Origin of the sequence: Sphingobacterium puteale, from assembly GCF_050986225.1 — a bacterium.
GTDB classification, from domain to species: domain Bacteria; phylum Bacteroidota; class Bacteroidia; order Sphingobacteriales; family Sphingobacteriaceae; genus Sphingobacterium; species Sphingobacterium puteale.
The window spans coordinates 2887752-2913943 of record NZ_CP158959.1 but is presented as its reverse complement, the minus strand read 5'-3'; the positions used below and the strand labels follow the sequence as shown (position 1 = coordinate 2913943).

Sequence of the window (26192 nt, the reverse complement as noted above, 5' to 3'; positions counted from 1 at the left end):
TTTCTTGGGATAACGGGCGACACTAATTATATTTGTCCGCACAAAAAATCTTCGCACAACAATACCTGCCAATTGCAGTAAAAGAAAATGAAGGTTCTTGTATGCCGCTGAATAGTTGAAAAGTGCGCTGTAACAGCAAAAAATAAGCAGGACATCAACAACATTTAAACGTTCAATAAAAATAGCAATTCGATGCAATTGGATCCACAAATAGCAATTGACTCTCCTTTTAGATCAATTAAACGGGAAGACTGGAAAAATCTAAATGGAAAGGTATTGCACAACTTCAGTTCCGAAGATCTTGAGAGCCTGCATGCGCTCAACGAGCCATTGACAAACCAAGAAATCGAAGAAGTCTATTTTCCTCTGAGCCATTTGCTGGAAATTCACATTGACCGTTTCCAAAGCCTGCATCAGCGGACAAATCGTTTTTTTGGAAAAGAAGAAAGCAAATTACCTTATATCATCGGTATTGCGGGCTCCGTCGCTGTAGGAAAAAGTACCACGGCCAGGGTGTTGCAACGGGTACTGAGTATGCTGCCTTCAAAACCAAAGGTGGATCTGGTGACCACGGATGGTTTTCTCCATCCCAATCAACAACTGATCGAAAAAGGAATTCTAAACCGCAAAGGATTTCCGGAAAGCTATGATGCCAAACGCCTGATCCATTTCCTTTCTGCGGTTAAATCCGGAGCACCTAAAATCATGGTTCCGGTTTACAGCCATTTGGTTTACGATGTATTACCCGATGATCAGCACCAGATCATTGAACAACCGGACATCTTAATCGTCGAAGGAATCAACGTGTTACAGGTCAATTCACAACGACCCCGCAAAGGACATAGTGTCTTCGTTTCCGACTTTTTCGATTATTCGATCTATGTACATGCCAGTGAGAAAAACCTCATCGAGTGGTATACCAACAGGTTTGAATCCCTACGGGCGACAGCCTTTCAGAATCCGGCTTCATTTTTCCATAAATATGCAGATATGTCACCCGAAGAAAGTAATGCGATGGCCGTCAATATCTGGAATGAGATTAATAAGCCAAACCTGATCAAGAATATCTTACCGACCCGCTATCGCGCCGATCTTATCTTGGAAAAAGGCAGCCACCATTTTGTCAAGAATGTGAAAGTCAGAAAGATCTAACTGACCGCTCCCTTAAATTGAAGAACCTCATTCAGAATCTTGCTCTGCACCTGCTGGTGGATCCGGTTACTTGAGGATATCGTGCTGACCTCTACTTTATATTTTACATAGTCTTTGGCTAAGTCAGCTATTTTCACCGTAAATCCTTGACCATGATCCAGATTGGAATTATGCTGAAATAAGGGATTAAAGTATTCTTCTAGCACTTCTACAGGCACGGCACGATCTATCGGCAATTCAAATTTTACGACAATTTTATTGGATTTCTGCGATGTTTTATTGACCAGAGTGGCCGTAAACACCAAGTTGTTAGGGATCATGACCGCATCATCATCCTCGTCCCGGACAACGAGATTGGCCAGCGTAATGTCGACGATTTTACCTTGGTATTCCCCTATTTTAATGCGATCACCCACGGAAAATTGATCCGAAAACATAATGATCAGGCCCGATATCATATTGGTGATATATTCCCTGAAGATAACTGCGATGGCCATCGCCACAATCGTCATGCTGGTTATAAAATCTTTCGGGTTGATACCGACCGCAATCATCAAACTAACAATGATAAAAAACACATTTCCCACAGTTGCCACACGTGTGATCCCCAGTACGAAGTTACCGCGGACAACCTGGTGTTCATTGCGGCTGTTGTAAAGCTTGACAAGGATAAAATGACCGATCGAAATCAGTACACTGGCCGTCAGAAAAGTATTCAGGCCGTAAGCCATGTTCAGAATGACCTCCCGCTGCCTGTAAAAAGACTCGAATTGTACAAATGAAGCCGTCAATGCAACGAGTAGAATAATCCGTATGATAAAGGAAATAGATTTTGTCATTTTTAAACATTGATGATTTGCAAATAAAAACAAATTTATCGTTTTCTCCACGGTGCTGAAGATTTTTTTTCCTGTACAGTAGAGCTAAAGCAGTCATGAAACTAAACAATTTTACTTTACGTAAAGAGCATTATCAGGAAATACCTATCTTTGCCTAAAGACATTACATGCTATTAAATGAAGGAATCCAACGTGCAAACTGAACTCAACGTAACCGGAATGCACTGCACAAATTGTGCTATTTCAATCCATAAATACCTAGAAGACAAGGGCGCTAAGGAGATCTACGTTGATTTCGCTTCAGATGAAGTAAAGTTCTCCGCTATCCCCCAGGATCAGGTTCCGCAGCTTGTTAAAGGTATCGAGTCATTGGGCTATAAAGTCATTCAGGATAAAGACAGCAAAGTAAGCTTTTGGAAGTCAGTTGAATTCAAATTTTTGATCTGCCTACTTTTTACCATTCCGCTATGGAGCCATATGTTTGTGACTCTCCCCTTGCTCCACGATCCCTATATACAGTTGGCTTTTTGTACACCGGTTTATCTTGTCGGTTGTCTCTACTTTGGTAATAGCGCCCTGCGTTCGCTATGGAATAAAATGCCCAACATGGATGTGCTTATTTTTGTCGGATCTACTGCGGCGTTTGTCTACAGTGCTATTGGTAGTTATTATCAGCTGGGGCACGATTATCAGTTTTACGAAACCTGTGCGACGATTATTACCTTAGTCTTTATGGGTAATGTACTTGAAAAACGAGCTGTTACCAAAACCACATCTGCCATCAAAGATCTGGTTAAATACCAAGATATTAAAGCGATTAAAATTGAAGGTGATAACGAAATTGAAATTAGGGCAAAAGAGATCAGATCCGGGGATATTCTGAAAGTGAACACGGGAAGCCTGATTCCTGTGGACGGAGATATTCTGGATGGCCATGCCTGGATCGACGAATCCATGCTGACGGGCGAGAGTCTCCCGGTCGAAAAAACAAAATATGATGCCGTGATCGGCGGCACATTGCTGAGCGCCGGCAATATCCGGATTTCGGCCACTAAAGTGGGGTCTAAAAGCGTTTTATATCAGATCATTCAATTAATTAAAGACGCGCAGAGCAAAAAGCCGCCCATTCAAAAATTTGGAGATAAAGTGGCGGCCTATTTTGTACCTATTGTTGTCATGATCGCATTTTTCACTTTTTTTATCGCCTACTTTATTGCCCAGTTGCCGCTACAGCAGGCATTGATGAATGCCATTGCGACACTTGTGGTCTCCTGTCCCTGTGCGATGGGCCTGGCCACACCCACGGCAGTGATGGTCGGTCTGGGGCGGGCAGCTAAACAGGGCATCCTTATCAAGGGCGGCAGCACAATCGAAGAACTGTCAGAAATCAAACAGATCGTTTTTGATAAAACGGGAACGCTAACAACCGGCGATTTTAATATCAAAGCCATTCAGACCTTTGGTATAGCGCAATCGCAGGTGGAGTCGATCATTGCGCAGCTGGAAAGTTATTCCAGCCACCCGATTGCCCAATCTATCCGCAAGCATCTCAAGGAGATCAAGTCATACCGCATTATATTCAAAGAAGTCAACGAAATAAAAGGACAGGGAATATTTGCCACGGACACCAATGGAAACAGCTATTCCATCTGTAATGCAAAAATTGGCAGGAAAGATTATTCCAACAGGTACGACCTGACGCTGACCATCAATGAAGTTGTCATTGCAGGTATCGTGCTGGAAGATCAGATCAAGCCCTATGCAAAGGAACTTGTACAGTACCTAAAAGATAAAGGGATCCGGCCTATCCTATTGAGCGGTGATCGACAAAGTAAATGTGAACGGGTGGCCCAAAAACTTGGTATAGCGGATGTTTACTGGGAAAAATCACCCAGCGAAAAATTGGCAATTCTTTCGGATCTCAAAAAAACGGCCGCTACAGCAATGGTAGGCGACGGCATTAACGATGCTCCTGCCCTTACGGCAGCTGATGTCGGTATTTCACTCGGCGACGCAACACATATTGCCATTCAGTCTGCAAAAGTCATTCTGCTGAATAGTGATCTGAAATCTATCGAAAAGCTGCTGCAGATAGGCCATCACACCTTACTGACTATCAAGCAGAATCTTTTTTGGGCATTTGCCTATAATATTATCGCGATCCCATTGGCAGCAGCAGGATTCTTAGGCCCGATGCTGGCGGCTTTAAGTATGGCCTTCTCCGATCTCATTGTCATCAGTAATTCGATCCGCCTGTGCTTTAAAAAATTGAAATAAAAACGATACGGCATAGGTACCAAGACAATCCATAAAAGATTGTCTTTTTTGTGTATATTAGGGTTCAATTCATTCGCTTTTGAGGTTAAATTTTTGTAACTTCGCATGCGTAGCAAGCCAATTAAAAGGGCTTGCTTACTAGTTTTATTGAAACCAAATTCATATGGCTGAAGAAACAGAAAACGACAACAATCTTGTTCCGGCAAACGACCGGATTATCCCAATCAATATCGAGGATCAGATGAAGTCTGCTTACATTGACTACTCCATGTCTGTCATTGTATCCCGGGCTCTTCCTGATGCACGTGACGGCATGAAGCCTGTACACAGACGTGTTCTTTATGGTATGTTGGACTTAGGGGTTACCAGTGGTAAACCTTATAAAAAGTCTGCCCGTATCGTTGGTGACGTATTAGGTAAATATCACCCACATGGTGATTCCTCCGTTTACGACACCATGGTTCGTATGGCTCAAGATTGGAGTTTGCGCTACCCGCTGGTGGATGGCCAAGGTAACTACGGTTCCATTGACGGTGACCCTCCTGCGGCAATGCGTTATACAGAGGCGAGATTAAAGAAGATCGCCGAAGAAATGCTATCCGATATCAACAAAGACACTGTTGATTTCCAAAATAACTTTGACGACTCTTTGCAAGAGCCTACCGTATTGCCAACACGTATCCCTAACCTCCTGGTCAATGGAGCGTCGGGTATCGCCGTAGGTATGGCAACCAATATGGCCCCGCACAACCTCTCGGAAGTAATCGACGGTACAATAGCTTTCATCGACAACCGTGATATCGAAGTCCCCGAGTTGATGCAACATATCAAAGGCCCTGACTTCCCTACGGGAGCATTGATCTACGGGTATGCAGGAGTTCAGGATGCTTGTAATACGGGCCGTGGCCGTATTGTCATGCGTGCTAAAGCCGAAATTGAAACCACCAAGTCCGGAAAAGAACAGATTATTGTGACCGAAATCCCTTACCAGGTGAATAAGGCTAATATGATCGAACGTACTGCAGATTTGGTCAATGAAAAGAAATTGGAAGGTATTTCGGCAATCCGCGATGAGTCTGACCGCACTGGTATGCGTGTCGTTTATGACATTAAACGTGATGCCAACGCCAATGTTGTTTTAAACAATCTATTCAAATATACAGCGCTACAAACTTCTTTTTCAGTCAATAATATCGCCTTAGTTAAAGGAAGACCTGTACTGATGAATCTAAAAGATATGATTCGTGAGTTTGTTGAACATAGACACGATGTTATTGTCAGACGTACACGTTACGAATTGGCGGAAGCTGAAAAACGTGCGCATATCTTAGAAGGATACTTGATCGCCTTGGATCATTTGGATGAAGTCATCAAATTAATCCGTAACTCCGATACGCCTGAAGATGCACGTGTTGGATTGATGGAGCAATTCGGTCTATCCGATCTGCAGGCCCGTGCTATTTTGGATATGACTTTGCGTCGTCTGACAGGACTGGAACGTGATAAGATCAAAGAAGAATATGCTGAATTGATGAAAACAATTGACTATTTGAAATCTGTATTGGCAGACGAAGAGCTCCGCATGAAGATCATCAAAGATGAGTTAATTGAGATCAAAGAAAAATATGGTGACGAACGTAGGTCGCAGATTGTTCATTCTGCCGAAGACATGCGTATGGAAGACTTTATTGATGACGAAGAAATCGTGATCACAATCTCCCATAACAGCTATGTAAAACGTACGCCGTTATCCGAATATAAACGTCAAGGTCGTGGTGGCCGAGGATCAATCGGAACAAACACGCGTGAAGAGGATTTCACTGAGCACATCATTACAGCCTCGGCGCACAACTACATGCTCCTATTTACAGAAGCAGGTCGCTGTTTCTGGTTGCGTGCATTTGAGATTCCTGAAGGAAGCCGTACTTCGCGTGGCCGTGCACTTCAAAACATCATTAATGTACCGAAAGAAGAGAAAATTAAGGCCTTTATCTTAGTGAAGAACCTGAAAGACCAGGAATACCTGGAAAACAACTTCATTATCATGTGTACTAAAAAAGGTACCATCAAGAAAACGTCTTTGGAAGCCTATTCCCGCCCGAGAGCAAATGGTATCAATGCAATCAACATCAACGACGGTGATCAATTGATCGAAGCTTGTTTGACGACAGGAAGTAGCGAAATTGTGATGGCACTGCGCTCAGGAAGAGCAATTCGCTTTAATGAGTCTACCGTCCGCCCAATGGGCCGTACAGCAACAGGTGTTCGTGGTATTACCCTATCTTCCGAAAGTGATGAGGTGATTGGCATGATTAGTGTCAATGATTCAGAAACAACGGTGTTGGTGGTCTCGGAGAAAGGCTACGGAAAACGTACGGATATCGAAGATTACCGGGTCACAAATCGTGGTGGTAAGGGTGTCAAAACAATCAATGTCACTGATAAAACAGGTGAATTGGTTGCTATAAAAGGCGTTACAGACGCAGAAGACCTTATGATCATCAATAAATCAGGTATTGTTATCCGGATAGCTGTAGAAGAATTGCGTGTAATGGGCCGTGCAACACAAGGAGTAAGACTCATTAACCTGAAAGACAACGACGAGATCGCTTCGATCACAAAAGTAGATCGCGAAGAAGAATCGGATGAAGAGTCTGGCGATGAAAATTCAACAGAAGCGGATAATGAAGGATTAACTTCTGGAGAAAATATAGATTCAAACGAAGAATAAACTGAATGAAAAACTTACTGATATCATTGTTCATATCTGCAAGTAGTTTAACTGTTGCTGCCCAATCAAATTTAAAAGAGGGCAGCAACAGTTTTGCTTTATATACCAAAACTGGCGATTTTAAAAATCTTGAAAACGCCAGAAAGTTTGCAGATGCTGCGTTCCAATCCAAAAAAGATTCGGCATCTGTCAACAACAACCTTCTGAGGGCGTTGGTGTATAGCTCACTGGCAGTTGCGGATTCAACTCGAAAACAGCAGTATAAACTTGACCCTATCGACATATCCATCAAATCATTAAAATTGCTGGATGCGAAAAAAGCACGTCGAAATTTTCCGGCTGAGATGGATTATATCCGTCAAAATCTTGCTGGTGCCATCTCCTATCAAGGCGGTGCTGCTTTAAAGGACGGAAAGTTTGATAAAGCATACCAGGCTTACCTCCGCATAGACTCGCTCGGTTTCAAAAATAGCGACCTAAAATATAATCTTGCGGTACTCGCCGGAAAAAACAAAGATTATATGAATTCCATCAAATATTATGATGAACTCATTAAAGGTGAAAACCCTAAGCCGGGCTACTTTCTGGAATTAGCACAAATTTATAGTCTGGGAGGTACTAAACAGGATGTCTTAAACGTTTTAGAGAAAGGACATGCTGTATTCCCTGAGAATAAGCAGATACTTTTTAGATTGATCGATGTATATTCAGCCAACAGTTCGTATGATGCCATATTGAATGTGATTGCTGATGCCATTCGTCTGGAGCCTGAAAATGTTGAATTAAATTACATTGCCGGCTATTCTTACGAAAATGCAAATGATCTAAAAAAAGCAAAAGAGTATTATAATAATGTATTGCGGTTAGATCCAAACAACTATGAATCTAATTTGGCATTAGGCTTAATTAATCTTGAAACGCTATTAAAAGATCCGACGAATCAAGATATTCAGGATTTAACGGTCGAATATCTATTAAAAGCAAACGAGATCAAACCCTATGATGTGAATGCCTTGAAGGCACTGGCAAAATATTATACACTTATGGATGATGCTTCACAACTGGACAGGGTAAATTTATTATTGAATCAATTAACAGTTAAATAGATATGAATTTAAAATCTCTATTATTATTAGCGGCAATAGGTACTGTATCTACATCAGTTTCTTTCGCCCAAACGGGTAACGTAAAAAAGGCAAAAACTGGTCTTGCAAAATTTCAGGAATTAAAAGAAGCCGGTACTGCTCAATTAGGCCTGCCTAATCTTAAATCAGCAAAAGAAGCCATCGACGCTGCTGTTATCAACGAAAAAACAAAAGATAATGCAGAGGCTTGGACAGTTTATGCTCTCGTTAACGCAAATCTATCAACTATAGATAAATCCAGTGAACTGGCAAAATTAGCAGAAGATGGTATTGCCAAAGCAAAACAATTGGATACTGATGGCGCCAACAAAGCGAACATCACTGTGGCTGAGCAAATTCTTGGACAATATAACTTCAATATCGGTGCCGAAGAGTATCAGGCACAGAAATATGCCGATTCTTATAATTCATTCACCAAAGCATTGACTTACCTTCCCGGAGACACATTGGTGACTTACTACAGCGGTGTAGCAGCATTGTCCAACAAGGATTATAAAAATGCAATCGAGCGTTACAAAGAACTGATCCCTAGAAAAGACTTTTCTTCACATAAAACAATTATGGTCGATCTACCTAAATTGTATTTAAATGTGAAAGACACCACTTCTGCTTTGGAGTACGCGAAGAAAGCTGCTGAAGCTTATCCCGATGACAATGCGGCAATGACGCAAAATATCGAATTGAATCTGATTACAGGTCACGAAAAAGAAACTATTGATGCTATCACTGCTCAATTGGCGAAAGATCCTTCAAACAAAAGTTTGAACTATTATTTAGGAATTGCACAGTCATCCGCAAAAAATGACGAAGCGGCAATTGCGGCTTATAAGAAAGCATTGGAAATCGATCCGAACTTCTTTGAAGCCAATACAAATTTAGCGATCACGTTGATGAACAAAACACGTGAAAAACTTAATGTCGTAAACAACAACAGAAAATTGACGCAGGCGCAATATAACGCCGAAGTAGATAAGATCAAGGCAGAATTGAAATCTGTATTGCCTTATTTGGAAAAAGCGGTTGCCCTACAGCCGAAAAATGCAGACGCTTTAACAAATCTTAAAAACTATTATGTTTTCATGCAGGACGAAGCTAAGACAACTGAGATCAATGCGAAAATCAAAGAATTGCAATAATAACTGGAGTAAATTCTTCTAAAATAGATAAAATCCTCGGTTTTTCCGGGGATTTTTTTTTGATTTTCCCCGAAGGAACTGCAACATTTCCGTGAGGGAATTCCAAATACACTAAGGAGAATTTACTTTTCCCAGTAGGGAGCGCTCCATCCCCTTAGGGGAATCCAAAAACTCCTTAAGGGAATTTACTTTTCCCAGGGGGAAATGCTCCGCCCCCTTAGGAGAATCCAAAAACTCCTTAAGGGAATTTACTTTTCCCAGTGGGGAACGCTCCCTCCCCTTAGGGAATTCCAAATACACTAAGGAGAATTTACTTTTCCCAGTGGGGAACGCTCCGTCCCCTTAGGGGAATCCAAAATACACTAAGGAGAATTTACTTTTCCCAGGGGGGAATGCTCCATCCCCTTAGGGGAATCCAAAAACTTCCTAAGGGAATTTACTTTTCCCAGGGGGGAATGCTCCGTCCTCTTAGGGAAATCCAAAAACTCCTTAAGGGAATTTACTTTTCCCAGGGGGGAATGCTCCGTCCTCTTAGGGAAATCCAAAAACTCCTTAAGGGAATTTACTTTTCCCTTAAGATTAACCTAGAAAATAAACGTGATTAAAATCCGCCTTGAGGATATCTAAAATAGCGATTTTAGCAAATATTTTATCACAAATCAATAAATTTTAGGGGTAAAATTGTGCCAAACCGAATTTTGTGCTTTTTGCATTTTGGTACAATTTTACCCCTTTTATCTTCATACTTTTTTGTACGAAGCAGTTCCTATCATAAAAATTCGGGCAGGCTCAAAATTCGGTGCGAAGCTACGCATTTAGCTCATAGTCATCTTTTCAATAACTCCTCACAGAATCGCAATTAGCTCAATCTGAAAAACCAAGGTACACTCTCCGCCTTTTCGTGGCAACAGCTCTTCCTTGCCGTAAGCCAAATGCGGTGGAAGATACACTTGCCATATCGATCCCACAGGCATCATGCACATTGCTTCTTGCCAGCCACGGATAAGTTCGTTGATATAAAATGTTTCCGGACGTTTACGTTTATAGGAGCTATCAAATACCGTTCCGTCCAACAGTTCACCCTTGTAATGACAAATGATCTTGGAAGCCTTCGTCGGAATCTTGCCCGCACCTTCTGTCAATATTTTATACTGTAAACCCGACTGGCAGGCGATCACACCGTCTTTAGTCGCATTCTCGGCGAGAAATACGAGACCTTCCGTCCTATTCTTTTCAAGTAACGCCGTAGTATTTAGCTTACTTTTCTTTTTTTGTACCAAAATAATTTCGTTTAACTTTCCCTTACCGCGATCAGCTGGGTTTATACATACCCGCGAAGTTTACCGGTATGCGGTATACAATAGACTGATCAGAGACCAAAGTAACGGCTTTTTATTTTTTTAACAAAAAAATGCAGTGATGTTTTAGGAAATCCTAAAACATCACTGCATTGCTATGGTCGTTAAACCATCTTTATTCTGGCGTCTTTATACCAAAGTAGCCTGTAACGTTTTTTCGAAGCTAAATGCTTTGCTTACGGGACAATTCTCTTTTGCTTTTTGAGCGAGTGCCTGAAATTCCGATTCATCAATGGATGGCACTTTCGCCGTCAGTTCCAATTCAGAACGGACAATTGCGCCATTTTCAAAAACAATGGTCGATACGGTTTTGAGTTCATCGGGAGAAAACCCGGCTTCGGTTAAAAATGCGCTAAGCTGCATGGTAAAACATCCGGCATGCGCAGCGGCCAACAACTCTTCCGGATTGGTACCCACACCATCCTCAAATCGTGTTGAAAATGAATATTGGGTATGGTCCAATACGGTGCTGTCTGTTGTTAAATTCCCTTTACCTTCTTTTAGGTTCCCGTTCCATAGGGCTGTTGCTTTTCTTCTCATGATTACTCTTTTGTTGTTATATGATTATTAATGAATACTATTCTGATCTTCAAAACTTCGCGATAAAATCTTATCATTCATCCTCCGGCTCCCTCCTTTTTATTGAACAAACAACAGTATAAAAAGTTGTGTTTTATTCCGCAAAATCATGTCGCACATCCGAATAAAGTCTCGTTATTCAATATAATAAAACTAAACTCATGAATAAATTAGCGTATCTCCTCATCCTAACAGCAGCATTTACCTCTTGCAAAACCTCTCAGCGCAGCCAGCAGGCACTTATCCGGGAATGTCCTGAAGAGAAAATTGTCAACAAAATCCCAGGACCGCCGGTAAAAGGAGAATCCGAAAAAATCTATTATATCTATCAGGGTAAAAAGGTCTCACCGAAACAATTCGATCAGGAATGGCTCGATAAAAATTGTGAGATTAAAGAGACAGTCGTGTACTAACTATATTTTCAAAAGCAAGGATAAACAAGTATTTTTGCCTAAAATTTTTTAAAATGACAATTTCTCTTCTCGAGGTCAATAAAAAGATTTTAGGCTATGTATCTTTAACTTTCCTTGGTTATTTCACGATTGGCTTATCACTTGCGACCTTACCTATTTTTATCCATCAAATTCTAGGGTTTAATACAATTGTCGCCGGACTGGTTATCAGTGTACAATACATTGCCACCTTTTTACTTCGGGGTTATGCCGGCAAAATCGTGGACACCAAAGGTCCAAAAGTGTCCGTCCTGCGCAGTATGCTCTTTTTTGCGCTCTCGGGAATTTTACTCTTGCTGGTCTTTTTATTCCGGTCGCAACCCTTGATTAGTTTAGGTGTATTGCTGGTCACCCGGCTATTCACCGGTATTGGCGAGGGGCTGGTCGGAGCCAGTCCCATCAACTGGGCTTTATTGGAACTCGGAGATGAACACGCAGCCAAGGCTATATCGTTTAATGGGATTGCGAGCTATGGCGCACTTGCCCTCGGAGCACCATTGGGCGTACTTATGGTTGACCATATAAATTATGAATCGCTGGGAATACTCACCTGTTTAATAGGGATCCTGGGCTATCTTTACAGCAGATCAAAAACGCCTTATCAGGTAATCAGCAAAAAAACAGTCGCTGTCAGTTTCAGGCGAGTGCTTCTTACTGTGGCTCCATTCGGAATTTGCCTGGCCTTAGGCGGCCTTGGTTTTGGGAGTATTTCCACCTTTATGACGTTATATTATGAGCACTTCAATTGGCAGAATGGTGCGGCTTGTTTGACGGTCTTTGGTATTTTCTTTATTCTGACGAGACTTGTATTCAATAAAGTAATTGATCACTATGGCGGTCTAAAAGTGGCCTTAATTAGTCTTTTTGTCGAAACATTTGGTCTAATGGTTATCGCCCTGGCCCTCCACCCCTTTTGGACACTTGTTGGAGCCGCACTGACGGGACTGGGATTTTCACTTGTTTTTCCGGCTCTCGGTGTGGAGGCAATCAAAAGGGTTCACCAGAATCAACAGGGTTCAGCATTAGCTGCCTACGGACTATTTATCGATATTTCCCTGGGCATTACTGGCCCGCTGATCGGTTTCATTGCCAACAATGTCGGTATGACGGGTATCTACCCTTTCAGTGCCATCATGGTATCCATCGGTTTTGCAGTCGTAGGAAATTTATTATACAATCGAAGGACAAAGCTTGCCTGATGATGACCGGCACCGACAAAAAAGGCTAACCCAATTGGGTTAGCCTTTTTTATAACATATATCTTGGATTAGCTTTCGATACTTGGTACAGCAACGACCTCATTGGTATCTGCGTTGTAATCTATACCATCGAAGTTAAAACCAAATAAATTGAAAAATTCATTCCGGTAACCTTCAATATCGGAGATTTCTTCCAAATTTTCTGTAGTTGCTTTCTTCCATAATGCAGCAACTTCCGCCTGAACATCTGCACGCATCTCCAGGTCGTCAACACGGATTCGGCCTTTATCATCAAGCAATACATTGCCATCAGCAGTATAAAGGCGCTCTGCAAACAAACGTTGCATCTGTTCGATTGTACCTTCGTGGATTCCTTTTTCTTTCATCACCTTATACAATAGGGAAATGTACAAAGGCACTACTGGGATCGCGGAACTGGACTGTGTCACCAATGCTTTGTTAACCGAAACGTAAGCCACACCGTGCAGATCACTTAAGATCGCATTGATAGCAGGCACAGTACCTTCCAAATCGTCCTTCGCGCGGCCAATTGTTCCGTTACGGTAGATCGGATAAGTCAGTTCTGGCCCGATATAAGAGTAAGCAACTGTTTTTGCACCATCAGCCAAAACGCCGGCAGCTTTCAGATCTTCGATCCAAAATTTCCAGTCTTCCCCACCCATTACAGCAACCGTATTCGCGATATCCTCATTATTTTCTATAGGTTGGATCGTGATATCCGACACAACGCCTGTGTGAAAGTCTACCGTTTTATTGGTAAAAGGCTCCTGAATAGGTTTTAAAACTGAAGCATGTGCAACACCTGTTTTCGGATGCGTACGACGTGGAGATGCTAAACTATAAACCACTAAATCCACCTGTCCCAGATCCTTTTTGATCAATTCAATGGTCTGTTTTTTTATGTCATCTGAAAATGCATCACCATTGATACTTTTGGCGTATAATCCGGCTTCATGGGCTTCTTTTTCAAAAGCGGCAGAATTGTACCAACCAGCGGTCCCCGGTTTACCTTCTGCCGCAGGTTTTTCAAAAAATACACCGATCGTAGCAGCTCCAGAACCAAATGCTGCAGAAATCCGAGACGCAATACCAAATCCTGTTGAAGCACCTATGACGAGAACTTTCTTTGGACCATTCGCGATCTCACCCTTTGATTTCACGTATTCAATTTGATTTTTAATGTTTTGCGCAGCCCCTTGTGGATGCGAGGTTAAACAAATAAAACCTCTAGTTCTTGGTTGTATAATCATCTTGATTAATTTTCTTACTACTTGTTTTATTGATTAGGCAAAATAAGGAATTTTAAATGAGAAAATTGCCATAAAAATCAATTACTTTTTGTTTCATTTCCGATTAAACGGCCATTTGCGTACTTTCACCATACGAATTCACCATACGAAATAGACACCGCATTCATTTTATTTATGTCCTTCCAATTTACAATAAAAAACAATAAAAATACGGCACTTTTTTTAGGAATATTAGCCGCATTATTTTTCGCAAGTACTTTTGTTCTCAACCGTATCATGGCTGTTTCGGGAGGAAGCTGGCAATGGACAGCAGCCTTACGATTCCTATGGATGCTTCCTATCCTGTTGGTTATCGTATCTGTACGGGGCAACTTAGCACCGCTCTTCCATGCGATCAAATCCAATCTGCTGCAATGGCTGCTGTGGAGCACCACAGGTTTTGGTGTATTTTATGCCACGCTGACATTTGGTGCGAGCTTCGGTCCCTCCTGGTTAGTTGCCAGCACCTTTGAATTCACCATTATCGCCGGGATGTTTATAGGCCCTTTACTGGAGAAAAAAGGGCATCGAAAAGGAATATCCAAAGCTTCACTCCTCTTCTCGATCATTATTTTTCTGGGAATTGTACTGATGCAAATCTCCGAAGCACAGGCTACTTCCTTCAAATCCATGTTATTGGGCACGATTCCAGTACTGATCGGAGCAATTGCCTATCCTTTGGGCAACCGTAAAATGATGCAAATCGCGGGGAACAAATTGGATGCTTTCCAACGAACGCTGGGCATGACCTTATGTAGCATGCCTTTTTGGATCCTGCTCAGCATCTTTGGTTATATAGATAATGGCCTTCCAACGGAAAGTCAGCTGTTACAGACCTTGCTGGTTGCCATCTTTTCGGGTGTAATTGCCACGCTTCTGTTCTTTAGCGCGACGGATATCGTACGCACCGACCCCAAGGCACTCGCGGCAATAGAAGCGACGCAAGCGATGGAAGTCATCTTTACGCTACTGGGTGAAATCATTTTATTACATGCCGCGCTTCCAAATAGCTATTCCTGCATGGGGATTGGTCTGGTCGTCATTGGAATGATCTTGCATAGTCGCTCGAATTAAAAGGCGAGAACAGCGCTATTAATTTTCATCTGCCTGTAAAGTCTTACTGATCTTGCTTAAATTAAGACTATTGGCCATGGCCGAAAAAATCTCATGGTAGGTACCTTTCGCCATGTAGAGGTCTTCATGTTTCCCCTGCTCGACAACGTGACCTTTCTCCATGACAACAATCGCATTGGAGTCTATTATCTGAGAAATGCTGTGTGACACGATAATCACTGTACGATCTTTCTTAATCGCATCCAGGCTATTTTTAATCTGCTCCGTAGCAATCGCATCCAGATTTGCAGTAGGCTCATCCAGAAAAATAATGGGTGGATTTTTCAGAAACAGCCGTGCGATGGCAATGCGCTGTTGCTGTCCACCAGAAAGCGATTGTGCATCCGTCTCATATCCTTTTGGCAATTCCATGATCTGCTGATGGATATAGGCTTTCTTTGCGGCTTCCACGATCTCCTCAGGCGAACTTCCCATCTTGCCATATTCAATATTTTCAAAAATTGTTCCTTTAAATATATGATTGCGCTGCAGCACCATGCCGATATGCTGCCTGAGGAATGCGGTATCGTAATCCGCAAGATCAACACCATCCAGTAAAATCTGGCCCCGTGTCGGCTCATAAAATTTATCCAACAAATTGATAATCGTACTTTTACCGGCACCGCTTAATCCGACAAGGGCCGTAATTTCATTGGGTTTAATGGCAAAGCTAACGTCTCTTAAAGCCTGTGTCCCGTTGGGGTACGCAAAGAAGACATTCCGCAATTCCAAATGTCCTCGGATTTGTTCCGGTCGATAAGTCCCTTTTGATTCAATCTGATCATTGGACTCGAGAATCTCAAAAAAGGATTCTGAATAGATTAGGGCATCATTGACCTCATCATAAATACGGTGCAACTGCCGGATCGGTGCCGAAACATTGTTAAATAGCATAATATGAAACATAATCGCTCCAATCGTAATCTGACCGGATAGCACGAGATAGGCGGTCAGGACGATAATAATTACAACCGCGATCTGCTCCACAAAATTTTTTATGCTATCGTAAAAAAAGCTCGTTTTACGGGTTTCCATTTGGTTTTCAGTCATTTCGTATTGAATCTTTTCATGCCGTTTCGCTTCTTCGGGTTCTCGGACAAAAGATTTAATAACGAGAATGGAGTCAATCAGACCGATGATCCGATTATTTTTTGATTCGCGGTATTTGCGCATCTGCCGCCTAAAACCTGTTAATTTATAGGCCTGCGTCTGACTGATATAAAGGTACAACGGGATAACCGCCAGCCCCACCAGTCCAACGTATACGTTAGCATAGAACATGCAGCTCAGTGCAATGATGGCATTGGCAAACAAGGGAAGAATATCGATAAAGAAATTCTGTACCAAACGTGTTAGTGAGCTGATGCCTGCGTCGATACGTGTTGCCAGCTTTCCGCTTTCATTATCCGTGGAGGTGTAAAAAGCAAGCTTATAGGTCAAAATCCGGCTAACAATAGCCTGCGAAAAATCACGTGCAATATAAATCCGAAGTTTCTCGCCATAAAATTTTTGTCCGAACTGCACCAATGCGTAAACAATTTCCTTAAGCAACAAAACCGCACTGATGATCCCGACAATATACATTCCCTTAGAAAGCGGCTCTTTGGCCACCATCAAAGCGTTGATGGTATCTACCGTATACCGCAAAATAAAAGCATTGATCTGCGCAGCGAATGATCCAACTACAGTCAAAAGCAAGGTATAAACAATCAATTTACGGTAAGGACGGGCAAAGGGAATAATTTTTTTAAAGAGCTGTGGAATGGTCATGAAGAAAGATTTACAATGAGCAAATAACAAATAAGCATCGTGATTTGTTTAAAAATAAACGGAATCCTGTCACAAAAAAAGTCGTACCATGGTTCATGGCACGACTTAGGCAGCATATTTATTTTGGACTATCCAAAAATACGGTTTAGCACCTTAGCTAAGCGTAAACCACCTTTTAATAAACATTGTTCCATCGTATCTTTATTTTGATAAACATACGAATACGACAAATTCGCATTGTTTGCTACGTCGGCATAAATTTTCTCAGCAAGCTGATTTGATTCGTATAGCCAATTAGACAACTCCCCGGCGGCCAATTGTTCATTTTCCTTTTTTCCGTTGACATCCAATACAGTTGCATATTCAGTATAGCTATATTTTTCATTGTCTACCAAATCACTATCCCATACACGGTGAATATTGGATTTTTTTCCAAACCAGCTTACCTCAATCTTATTTCCCCCTTGGTCTTCGGCACGACTGACATGCATGGGCTGATGGGCATCCCCCAGAATATGGATTAAGAAATAGAGATTCTGTTTCTGCTGATCCAGCGAAATGTTTTTATCTGCAAAAGATTGCTCGATACGGATGGCCGTTTTGTATAAATTCTCATCAGCCGAACGTTCAAGTCCCTGTTGAAACTCTGCCCATGGCAGATTTGAATTTAGATTTATAAAATGTGAATTTCCCAATTTCTTAAATTCAGGATTGGGATCCGACTTGATAAAATCTCCCCAATTCGCCCAATATGCCAGCTTTTGCTGTCCAATGATTTTTCCGATATTCTTCTTTGCTTTTTTGTTCAAATGACGCTCCGCAATTTCTGCGACAACACGATGCCCAATGGTCCCCCAGGCATATACCGATGAAAGTTGAAGGCATAAAGCTACAGCCAACAGACCCTTAATCACTTTTTTCATTGCTATATTTATTTTATTGTAATTATTTAAAGATATCGAACGCATATTTTGCCGAAGACCAGAACTCATCCAGCGCAATCATCCGTGGTTTAAAGAAAGCAATCAGTTCTCCCCATTCCTCTTCCTTAAAAATACTATGGCCTTCCAGTGTCCTGTAGATCTGACAGATCGGTTTTCCATATTCGTCACAACTGTCCATATCCCATTCCCATTCTTCGCCCAAAATATCATGAAGCAGATTTTTGTACTGCAGAAATTGCTCGGCCATCAATGCACGGATTCCGGCATCGGTATGTGACCAGATAATTGCTATTTTCGCAGTATTATTATCAGCATCCATCTTAAAATACAAATGCTTAACACCGGTTTTATAGTTCATCCAACTGACCTTTTCGCCGTCTGCAGCTGAATGTAGGGACATGTATTGTCCAAATTTGGTCCAGAATAGCTGTTTTAATTGCTTTACCTCTTCTCTAGAATACACAAATACAATTTTTAAGTCAACAAAATTAAGAAAATAGCGCGGTATGCCTAAACCATATTGGTATTAAAATTGTTGTTTTATCAACAAACAACTCCAAAAGATGAATATAGACAAAAAAAAATCGCTCTTATTGCTGACCGCTGTGGCATTGGGGACGGTGGCATATAATGCGTTAAAGCCCGTCATCTCCCGTCCGGATGTAGTAGACCCTTTTGATTTAGATAAATACCTCGGAAAATGGTTTGAAATTGCCCGGCTGGACTTTCGCTGGGAAAAAGGGCTCAGTCAGGTTTCGGCAGAGTACACCAAGAATAAAGATGGAACAATCCGCGTCAATAATCAAGGTTACTCGGAAGAAAAAGAACGCTGGAAGCAGTCTATCGGAAAAGCTAAATTTGTCAACGGTCCTCACGAAGGCGCATTGAAAGTATCCTTTTTTGGCCCATTCTACAGTGGCTATCATATTGTAAAAATAACGCCCGACTACAGCTATGCCCTTGTATTTGGAGACAACCTCGATTACATGTGGATTCTGGGCAGAAATACCGAGATTCCGGATAAGATCAGAAATGAATTTCTTACTTATGCCTTACAATGCGGCTACGAAACCGGCAATCTGGTCTGGACAAAGCATTAATCAAAAATTGGCGCGAGCACCTGATAATTGAGCGTTGGATCCTGGGCTAAAACATCTGCGATCTCCTGAAGGTCCTGCTGATTGATTACATTATTGATTCCTGTATTATACAAGCTTGCGAGAAATAGTGCTGCTTCACGCTTTTCAGCTAACCCTAAGATGGAGCTTCCAACATAGAAATTGAGTACTGACGCAGCATAGTCACCAAATATATGGAAACCAAAATCACCATTTTTTTGTAAAGCATGACGCATCATTTTCTCAAAATCCGAACGTAAGGTTTCTTTTGTTGTATCTTTCATAACAAAAACTAAAATAGTGCAGCATATCCGCTCTGTTGGGCAAAGGTGCAAAAAAAATCCCAAACAATGCCTTGTGAAAAGCATTGTTTGGGATGATTAAACGATTCTGACCGTAACAATTAAAGTGCCTCAGCGTGCTGAGAAACGTCCAAACCAAGTTCCTCGTCTGTCTCTTCTACACGTAAAGGAGAAATCAGATCCGTTACTTTTAATAATACCAAAGAGCCTACGAAAGCAAAGAATGATACTGCAAACAAGGCTACCGTATGTACAAAGAATAATTTCGTTTCACCAAAAAACAAGCCATTGTCAACAACCAATGGATTTACATTATGGTGTGCAAATACTCCGGTGAGCACCATTCCTACCATACCACCTACACCATGACAAGGAAATACATCCAACGTATCGTCGATGCTGGTTTTGCTTCTTAAGTAGACAACTAGATTACTAATCAATGCAGCGACTAATCCAATGACCATGGCGTGAGGAATGCTCACAAATCCTGCTGCTGGCGTAATTGCTACCAGTCCTACAACTGCACCGATACATGCCCCCATTGCGGATGGTTTTTTACCGCGGATAATATCCACAAATATCCACGCCATTGCCGCCATAGCCGATGCTGTAGTTGTGGTTGCAAAGGCATAAGCTGCTAGCGAGTTTGCACCGCCGGCCGAACCCGCATTAAATCCGAACCAACCGAACCACAACAAGGCAGTTCCTAAGATTACATAACTTATACGCGCTGGATTATGTGTCTGTGATTTACGGCCTTTTAAATAAATTGCAGCAGCCAATGCCGCCCAGCCTGCTGACATATGCACGACAGTGCCGCCGGCAAAATCAAGTACGCCGAATTTTGCTAAAATTCCTTCCGGATGCCAAGTAGCATGCGCCAATGGCATATAAATAAAGACACCGAACAAGATAATAAACAACATATAAGAGTTAAACCGGATACGCTCAGCAAATGCACCGGTAATGAGTGCAGGCGTAATGATCGCAAACTTCAGCTGAAACATGGCGAATAAGACCAATGGTATGGTCGGTAATGCACCCCAAGCGACATTCCCTAAGGTACCTTTCATCATAAAGAAGGTGCGTGGATCACCTATAATTCCGCCGATATCATCGCCAAAGGCTAAACTGAATCCAACAATAACCCATAGGATCGTCATAAGACACATACAGATAAAACTCTGCATCATCGTCGAGATCACATTCTTTTTACTGACCATTCCCCCGTAAAAAAATGCCAAGCCGGGCGTCATAATCAACACCAATGCTGAAGAAGTCAATAACCAGGCAGTATCCCCCGTGTCAAACTCTGCTTTATCCAATGCAGATAAATCTATCGAAGGAAATACAAGTCCTAATACGCCCAAAAGTACCAGAACAAAGAGTGGAATAATTTTTTTCATTTTTTTAAACTGATTAGTGTTTATTAATACGTCAATAAATTTTAAATAAAATACAAAAACAAAACAAAAACCCTTTCTTACTTATTGTTTTGACAAATATAAACTCTTTTTGTTGAAAAATTACTATCAAATATTATTTTTTATGATATTTTTTACATAATTTCACAGAAAACAAAAACAAAACCACAAAAACCTATAAAAAAACAAAGAAAAAATCAACCAAAATTCAAACAAATCAAACTTAAAACCTTATCAACATGAAAAAAATCTTAACAATCATCATTTTTTCAATAATTTTCATACAAAAATCAAAATCACAAGAAGAAAACAAAGAAAAACCTATTGAAATATCCGGATCAGTGGATACTTACTGGAAATATGATTTCCAAAACAAACCCAATATCAACACCTATTTTACGGAGGATAATAATTCAGTCTCCATCGGAATGGTTGACCTCGCAGTTAAGAAACATTTTAAAAAGGCTTCTTTTGTAGGGGAACTCTCTTTTGGCCCACGTGGACAATATCGTTCTATTATTAATGGAGACGGCCAGCCGGGTGATGATAAGAACAGCTTTCACATTCAGAATTTATATGTGGGCTATGATCTTACCGACAAACTGAATCTTACTGCCGGATTCATGGGCACATTCGTTGGATTTGAAGTCATCTCTCCCACTTACAATTTTCATTATTCCACTTCTTATTTATTCGGAGCTGGCCCTTTTCAGGATGCAGGTCTGAAAGCAACTTATAGTTTTTCTGACAAATTTGCGTTAATGGTCGGTATATTTAATGACTGGAACGTTTATCAAGATCTGAACGGGGTCTCACATATTGGCTCACAACTAGCGTATAGACCTAACGAGAAGGGCAGTTTCTATCTAAATTTCCTAAGCGGATCTTCTGTTGGGGGCAAAGAGAACTACAGCTCGGGCACGCTTGTGGATTTTGTGGGAAATTACGACTTCACGCCTAAATTTTACCTTGGTGTAAACGCCACACATTATAAGAGAAGAGCGGAAGGCGGATACACAGGAGTAGCGCTTTACCCGAGAGTTCACCTGTCAGAACATTTCGGAATTGGATTACGGGAAGAGTTCTTCCAAACGCACAAAGAAGAAGCCAATGGTATTCCAAGTTCCAATATGTTAGCCACCACATTGACCGCTGAATACAATTACCATGGTTTCAAATTTATTCCTGAAATAAGAATTGATAAAAGCAATACTGAAAAGTTTGTTAAGAATGACCTATCTCCGACAAAATCTGCCGGCCAGTTTTTATTAGCCTGTGTATATAGTTTCTAGATCAGCGATGCAACACTATATTCTCCACTAAAATACCCATAAAATGGGTTCAAATTATTCGAAATTGATATAATTCCATAAAATACCAACAATTAAACGGAAAAAGCGGATTCTAAAGAATCCGCTTTTCTATCTTATATTTTTTACTCCAAACTTATATTGCTAAGCTCAGCTCCATTTTCAATGCACATCACCTGACACTGACAGAGACATGCCGATCTAAAATCCGGTCAGTTTCCGGAGCATCAGCTGTGTATTTCGCAAATTGTGATCCATACCCCTCCGCTCCGACTACCTGTTTAGAGAGTCCCGCCTTAACCAGATAATCTTTCACAGCATTTGCCCGATCCAATGATAATTTTTTGTTGTAATCTTCACTTCCGGTTTTATCGGTATAACCACCAATTTTCACGTTTGCCGCCGGAAAAGCCTTGAGTATTTCGGCCAGGTTACTGAGCTGTACCTGACTTTCGGGTAAAACCTTTGCCGTACCGGTTTCAAAATTAAGATTATCAAAATCAAACCAGGTATTTTTCAAGGAATCTTCGTCCAAGGATTTATAATCGGATTTTAAGAACTGAACCAATTGGTCTTCTATTCCGCTCTTAAATGCGGCTAATTTTTCTCCATTCGGCAACATCACATCTAAATGCTCACGATCAATCTGTCCGGCAGCTCCGCTAACCATTGCACCTCCGGAATCAACCTGTCCCCGATTGACACTCGTGTCCGTAGCGCCTTCTTTTTTACCACTGCTACAGCCCTTGCCAAACAAAAACCAAAGCAGCACAATAACAATCAACGCAATTAAGATTTTCCACCAGCCGCCACCCGAAGAATCCGTCGAAGTAGCCGCAGACCTGGCAGCATCCGCCCGAGGTAATGCCAATGGCTCTTTATGTGCTTCAAGTTCAGTCGCAGGATTAATAACCGTACCTATATGGTGGGGCATGTTTTTCATAGTCTCTTCTACCGGAGTTTCAGGTAAAGCTTCCTCGGGCGCAGAAAAATGTCCGCCATCAAATAATTTCCCAAAAGCACCTAAACTTAATCCCGCAGGGATAGCAGCCGCAAATGCAGTTTTATTCTCTTTTAGCTTCTGGCTCACCCCTTCCACATCCCAATTTTGCCCTTTATTAGTTAAACTGGAAAAGATGGCCGGCAGAGAAAAAGCCATCAATTTCTTCACCGAATCAGCATTAAAGCCCAGATACGCAGCAACAGTAGTTAATACGGTATCCAAGCCGTCACCGAATATTGAAGTCAGTATATTGCCATACCCAGCATTTCCTTCGTCCAGCTGCTGCCCTTCAAGACCCCCAGCATCCATCTGTCTACCCAGTATCTGACCGGGATCAAAACTTGAAAAATGCTGTTTCGCCTGTTCCAAAATCGTACCGATCCCGCCACTATTTTCTGACTGTTGACTCAAACCCAGAAACAAAGCCGGGACGACAGCATTTAAGTTCTGCTTCATCTGCTCATTATCCTGGTTTAAACTTTGTCCGACCCCGGCAAGCAACTGCTGATCAAAAAAGTCTTTTGCTGATTTTACAAGCTGATTTTCCATAACCTTTGTCTATTAATTATTAATTGATAAATCACTAACAAACAAAGCCTTAATTTGTTCACATCAAGCTACACTACTTTAAAAATCCCCAGATAGCCACTTGGGCACGACAAACTCTGCCGCAAGATGTGCCAGCTGATAATTTTGCCAGTTATCTTTTTTGACCCATTGCACTTCTTCCAATTCCGCCTGTGGCAGAAAAGTAAATTGAGCGTCGAGTTTTATCAGATAGATATGCCCTTCCACAAGGGTGTCTATCTCATTCACGGCCTGTGTACGATGTTGACCAATAAACTGTAAGGACGTACCGCTTGCGTCAAATTGCAGTTCCTCCCGGAGTTCCCGGACCAACGCCGTTACATCATCTTCACCGACGGCAATCTTCCCACCGGGTAATTGAAAATAATAAGATCCTTTTTTTCTAACCATCAGCAGATCGCCATACGGACCGATCATCATTGCTGAACAAATTACAATCTTATGCATATTTTTTATTTGAAACTACAAAACTAACTTTTTGTCAATCATTTAAAAAATGTGTTTTATTCTTATATTTAAAGAATAAAACAATAATTTATATAGCCCATATATGAATAAAGGATTAACGTATCTCGTATTTAGCCTATTATTTCTGGCATTAGCTTGCCAACAGGAAAAGAAAAGCACAGTACAAAAAGAACAGCCAATTAAGCATCAGGAAGCTGCCCCCGACAAAAAACAGGAGGAGAAGCCGAAGATGGTCACTGCAGAAGATATTGTTATCAAAAAAGATCTGCTCTACAAAAAGTACACGTTGGAGGACACCTATCCTTATAAAGATACCACACGCGGTTTTCAGTGGGATAAAATAAAGGAAAGGCTGGCTTTCATTGAAAATTTCCAGCAGACTCCTTCGCGCTATGCCGTTCTTCAGAATTATCAGAATGAACAAGGAGAAGCTCCTACGATTAAAGATTTCAAACGAGATGCATACAAACGCGTTGCTGACAGCTTCAATGTGGCTCGCTATCAAGCCGCCCCATTATACGACCCGGCTACGGATAAGCCGGTTCGTTATGGACGTGACGGATGGCTGGTCCGCGTCAAAGGAGCAGATACCCTTGCCCACATACCTATCGCCGGTCTGTCATTTGAAGGGGAATATACTGTCCCCAAACGCTATCTACGCCTGATAAGCGATAGTGTACAGTTTAACATCATTAACGTTGTCGATGTCAAGAATCAAAACATCTGCACACTGGAAAAAGTGGGCAAAGAATGGCTTATCCGCAGCATGAACCCAGTCACCAGCGGCCGCCACAAACCCCCACACGCACAGGAGACACCGACAGGACTCTTTGTTGTACAGGAGCACAAATCAAAAATGTTCTATTTCGAAGACGGCACACGCACCTATGCGGGCTTTGCCCCTTACGCGACCCGATTCACCGCCGGAGCTTATATCCATGGGGTACCAGTCAATAACCCCAAGGGCAGCATCGTCGAATATAGCGAAAGTTTAGGCACCACACCCAAGTCACACATGTGTGTCAGAAATGCGTCATCTCACGCCCAATTTGTCTATAAACGGTCAAAAGACCTTTCCTCACTGGTCGTCGTTATTGATTAACAATATTTAACATTCTGTAAATCAAATATGTATTAACTTTAATAATTATTTTTGTAAACATCTACACAGAAAAGGAGGAGAATGGGAAATACGTTTATGTTTCTTTTGATGGCACTAAATACAGCACTGTCGTCAAAAGAAGATTTAAAAACAACAGTTCAACAGACCAATACCCATCATATAAATGTAGAACGTCAACGGACGGAAGTTGATTCTTTATATGATGAAATGAATTTAAGCCCTGTATTAAAATACGAGGCGTTTCGACAAGCGATGGAAGGCAGAAAAAAGCTACCCATTCACAACAAAGCTATTATGACAGTCATTGACTTTTCCTTGGCATCCACGGAGAAAAGACTTGTTGTACTTGATCTGGAGAACAAAAAGGTGCTTTTTAACACCTTGGTGTCACACGGTAAAAATAGTGGCGAAAACTATGCTACAAATTTTTCAAATCAACAGGAGTCTTTAAAAAGCTCGCTGGGATTTTTTATGACCGAAAACACCTATAATGGAGAAAATGGCTACTCATTAGTATTAAATGGTCTTGAGGAAGGAATAAATGACAATGCCAAAGCACGGTACGTGGTTATGCATGGTGCAGATTATTGCAGCACAGGAACAATATCCAGCCTGGGAAGATTGGGTAAGAGCTATGGCTGTCCTGCTGTACCCCGTGAATATGCAGGCCCGATTATCAATACCATTAAGGACGGCACCCTGCTCTTTATTTATGCCGATAATTCCGATTATCTGGCTAAAACGCATTTAATCCATCACCCGAATGTATTAATGGCGCAATTCAGCCGGAAACAACGGCTTGAAAATTCAGATGAGGGTTAAAATAACAAAAAGGCTGATGAACATCAGCC

23 protein-coding genes are annotated in these 26192 nt (G+C 41.6%); 12 read left to right on the top strand and 11 right to left on the bottom strand.

Annotation, left to right across the window (positions count from 1 at the left end; all coding sequences use genetic code 11):
- Window positions 1–192 precede the first annotated feature (192 nt).
- Window positions 193–1152, top strand: a complete 960-nt coding sequence (gene coaA, locus ABTV71_RS12220) for a type I pantothenate kinase (protein WP_121124580.1) — start codon at window positions 193–195, stop codon at window positions 1150–1152.
- On the opposite strand, the gene ABTV71_RS12215 is transcribed toward coaA, so the two are convergent.
- The gene (locus ABTV71_RS12215; protein ID WP_121124579.1) at window positions 1149–1991 is read right to left on the bottom strand and encodes a mechanosensitive ion channel family protein; all 843 of its coding nucleotides are present in this window, start codon (window positions 1989–1991) and stop codon (window positions 1149–1151) included. The two genes, coaA and ABTV71_RS12215, sit on opposite strands and share 4 nt — an antisense overlap.
- A 177-nt stretch (window positions 1992–2168) precedes the next feature.
- Here ABTV71_RS12215 and ABTV71_RS12210 point away from each other — a divergent pair, with 177 nt between their 5' ends.
- From ABTV71_RS12210 to ABTV71_RS12195, 4 genes are all read left to right on the top strand, one after another.
- The gene (locus tag ABTV71_RS12210; RefSeq protein WP_433903361.1) at window positions 2169–4268 is read left to right on the top strand and encodes a heavy metal translocating P-type ATPase; all 2100 of its coding nucleotides are present in this window, start codon (window positions 2169–2171) and stop codon (window positions 4266–4268) included.
- A gap of 163 nt (window positions 4269–4431) precedes the next feature.
- Entirely contained in the window at window positions 4432–6999 is a 2568-nt protein-coding gene (gyrA, locus tag ABTV71_RS12205; protein WP_433903360.1) for a DNA gyrase subunit A, read from the top strand.
- A 5-nt stretch (window positions 7000–7004) separates the two neighbouring features.
- The gene (locus ABTV71_RS12200; protein WP_121124576.1) at window positions 7005–8105 is read left to right on the top strand and encodes a tetratricopeptide repeat protein; all 1101 of its coding nucleotides are present in this window, start codon (window positions 7005–7007) and stop codon (window positions 8103–8105) included.
- 2 nt (window positions 8106–8107) lie between these two features.
- Window positions 8108–9280: a tetratricopeptide repeat protein gene (locus ABTV71_RS12195; RefSeq protein ID WP_121124575.1), complete on the top strand. Its 1173-nt coding sequence runs from the start codon at window positions 8108–8110 to the stop codon at window positions 9278–9280.
- A gap of 845 nt (window positions 9281–10125) precedes the next feature.
- Here ABTV71_RS12195 and ABTV71_RS12190 read toward each other — a convergent pair.
- Window positions 10126–10560 carry an FKBP-type peptidyl-prolyl cis-trans isomerase gene (locus ABTV71_RS12190; protein ID WP_220700071.1) on the bottom strand — a complete coding sequence of 145 codons (435 nt, stop codon included), beginning with the start codon at window positions 10558–10560 and terminating at the stop codon, window positions 10126–10128.
- A gap of 207 nt (window positions 10561–10767) precedes the next feature.
- On the bottom strand, window positions 10768–11178 hold the full coding sequence (locus ABTV71_RS12185; RefSeq protein WP_108631909.1) for an OsmC family protein: 411 nt from the start codon (window positions 11176–11178) through the stop codon (window positions 10768–10770).
- Window positions 11179–11378: 200 nt separating this feature from the next.
- Between ABTV71_RS12185 and ABTV71_RS12180 the strand changes: the two genes are divergently transcribed.
- Complete coding sequence (locus ABTV71_RS12180) at window positions 11379–11630, top strand: hypothetical protein (RefSeq protein ID WP_433903359.1); 252 nt, start codon at window positions 11379–11381, stop codon at window positions 11628–11630.
- A gap of 53 nt (window positions 11631–11683) precedes the next feature.
- Window positions 11684–12868: an MFS transporter gene (locus ABTV71_RS12175; RefSeq protein WP_121124571.1), complete on the top strand. Its 1185-nt coding sequence runs from the start codon at window positions 11684–11686 to the stop codon at window positions 12866–12868.
- Window positions 12869–12936: 68 nt separating this feature from the next.
- Here the strand turns inward: ABTV71_RS12175 and fabV are convergent, their stop codons facing one another.
- Window positions 12937–14139 (bottom strand): enoyl-ACP reductase FabV, encoded by a 1203-nt coding sequence (gene fabV, locus ABTV71_RS12170; RefSeq protein ID WP_121124570.1) that lies wholly within the window; start codon window positions 14137–14139, stop codon window positions 12937–12939.
- Window positions 14140–14313: 174 nt separating this feature from the next.
- On the opposite strand from fabV, the gene ABTV71_RS12165 reads away from it, so the two are divergent.
- Entirely contained in the window at window positions 14314–15252 is a 939-nt protein-coding gene (locus tag ABTV71_RS12165) for a DMT family transporter (protein ID WP_433903358.1), read from the top strand.
- 18 nt (window positions 15253–15270) lie between these two features.
- Here ABTV71_RS12165 and ABTV71_RS12160 read toward each other — a convergent pair whose 3' ends face one another.
- The 3 genes from ABTV71_RS12160 to ABTV71_RS12150 all read right to left on the bottom strand — a co-directional run bounded on the left by ABTV71_RS12160 (window position 15271) and on the right by ABTV71_RS12150 (window position 18468).
- Window positions 15271–17061 carry an ABC transporter ATP-binding protein gene (locus ABTV71_RS12160; RefSeq protein WP_433903356.1) on the bottom strand — a complete coding sequence of 597 codons (1791 nt, stop codon included), beginning with the start codon at window positions 17059–17061 and terminating at the stop codon, window positions 15271–15273.
- 128 nt (window positions 17062–17189) lie between these two features.
- Window positions 17190–17984, bottom strand: coding sequence for a S1/P1 nuclease (locus ABTV71_RS12155; RefSeq protein WP_121124869.1), 795 nt, complete (start codon window positions 17982–17984; stop codon window positions 17190–17192).
- Window positions 17985–18006: 22 nt separating this feature from the next.
- Window positions 18007–18468, bottom strand: coding sequence for a DUF4268 domain-containing protein (locus tag ABTV71_RS12150; RefSeq protein WP_121124567.1), 462 nt, complete (start codon window positions 18466–18468; stop codon window positions 18007–18009).
- A 100-nt stretch (window positions 18469–18568) separates the two neighbouring features.
- Between ABTV71_RS12150 and ABTV71_RS12145 the strand changes: the two genes are divergently transcribed.
- The gene (locus ABTV71_RS12145; RefSeq protein WP_245971336.1) at window positions 18569–19105 is read left to right on the top strand and encodes a lipocalin family protein; all 537 of its coding nucleotides are present in this window, start codon (window positions 18569–18571) and stop codon (window positions 19103–19105) included.
- On the opposite strand, the gene ABTV71_RS12140 is transcribed toward ABTV71_RS12145, so the two are convergent.
- Window positions 19102–19407: a hypothetical protein gene (locus ABTV71_RS12140; RefSeq protein ID WP_121124566.1), complete on the bottom strand. Its 306-nt coding sequence runs from the start codon at window positions 19405–19407 to the stop codon at window positions 19102–19104. The genes ABTV71_RS12145 and ABTV71_RS12140 overlap by 4 nt on opposite strands.
- A gap of 119 nt (window positions 19408–19526) precedes the next feature.
- Entirely contained in the window at window positions 19527–20831 is a 1305-nt protein-coding gene (locus tag ABTV71_RS12135) for an ammonium transporter (protein ID WP_121124565.1), read from the bottom strand.
- A 257-nt stretch (window positions 20832–21088) separates the two neighbouring features.
- Between ABTV71_RS12135 and ABTV71_RS12130 the strand changes: the two genes are divergently transcribed.
- A complete protein-coding gene (locus tag ABTV71_RS12130; RefSeq protein WP_108631918.1) occupies window positions 21089–22141 on the top strand; it encodes an outer membrane beta-barrel protein in 1053 nt (350 codons plus the stop codon).
- A 190-nt stretch (window positions 22142–22331) separates the two neighbouring features.
- On the opposite strand, the gene ABTV71_RS12125 is transcribed toward ABTV71_RS12130, so the two are convergent.
- Both ABTV71_RS12125 and ABTV71_RS12120 read right to left on the bottom strand, forming a co-directional pair.
- Window positions 22332–23711 carry an OmpA family protein gene (locus tag ABTV71_RS12125; protein WP_433903355.1) on the bottom strand — a complete coding sequence of 460 codons (1380 nt, stop codon included), beginning with the start codon at window positions 23709–23711 and terminating at the stop codon, window positions 22332–22334.
- Between the two features lie 78 nt (window positions 23712–23789).
- Window positions 23790–24197 carry an NUDIX hydrolase gene (locus ABTV71_RS12120; protein WP_245971335.1) on the bottom strand — a complete coding sequence of 136 codons (408 nt, stop codon included), beginning with the start codon at window positions 24195–24197 and terminating at the stop codon, window positions 23790–23792.
- A gap of 103 nt (window positions 24198–24300) precedes the next feature.
- Here ABTV71_RS12120 and ABTV71_RS12115 point away from each other — a divergent pair, with 103 nt between their 5' ends.
- Both ABTV71_RS12115 and ABTV71_RS12110 read left to right on the top strand, forming a co-directional pair.
- Window positions 24301–25320: a L,D-transpeptidase gene (locus ABTV71_RS12115; RefSeq protein WP_121124563.1), complete on the top strand. Its 1020-nt coding sequence runs from the start codon at window positions 24301–24303 to the stop codon at window positions 25318–25320.
- Between the two features lie 81 nt (window positions 25321–25401).
- Window positions 25402–26163: a murein L,D-transpeptidase catalytic domain family protein gene (locus ABTV71_RS12110; protein WP_433903354.1), complete on the top strand. Its 762-nt coding sequence runs from the start codon at window positions 25402–25404 to the stop codon at window positions 26161–26163.
- The last annotated feature ends 29 nt before the right edge of the window (window positions 26164–26192 follow it).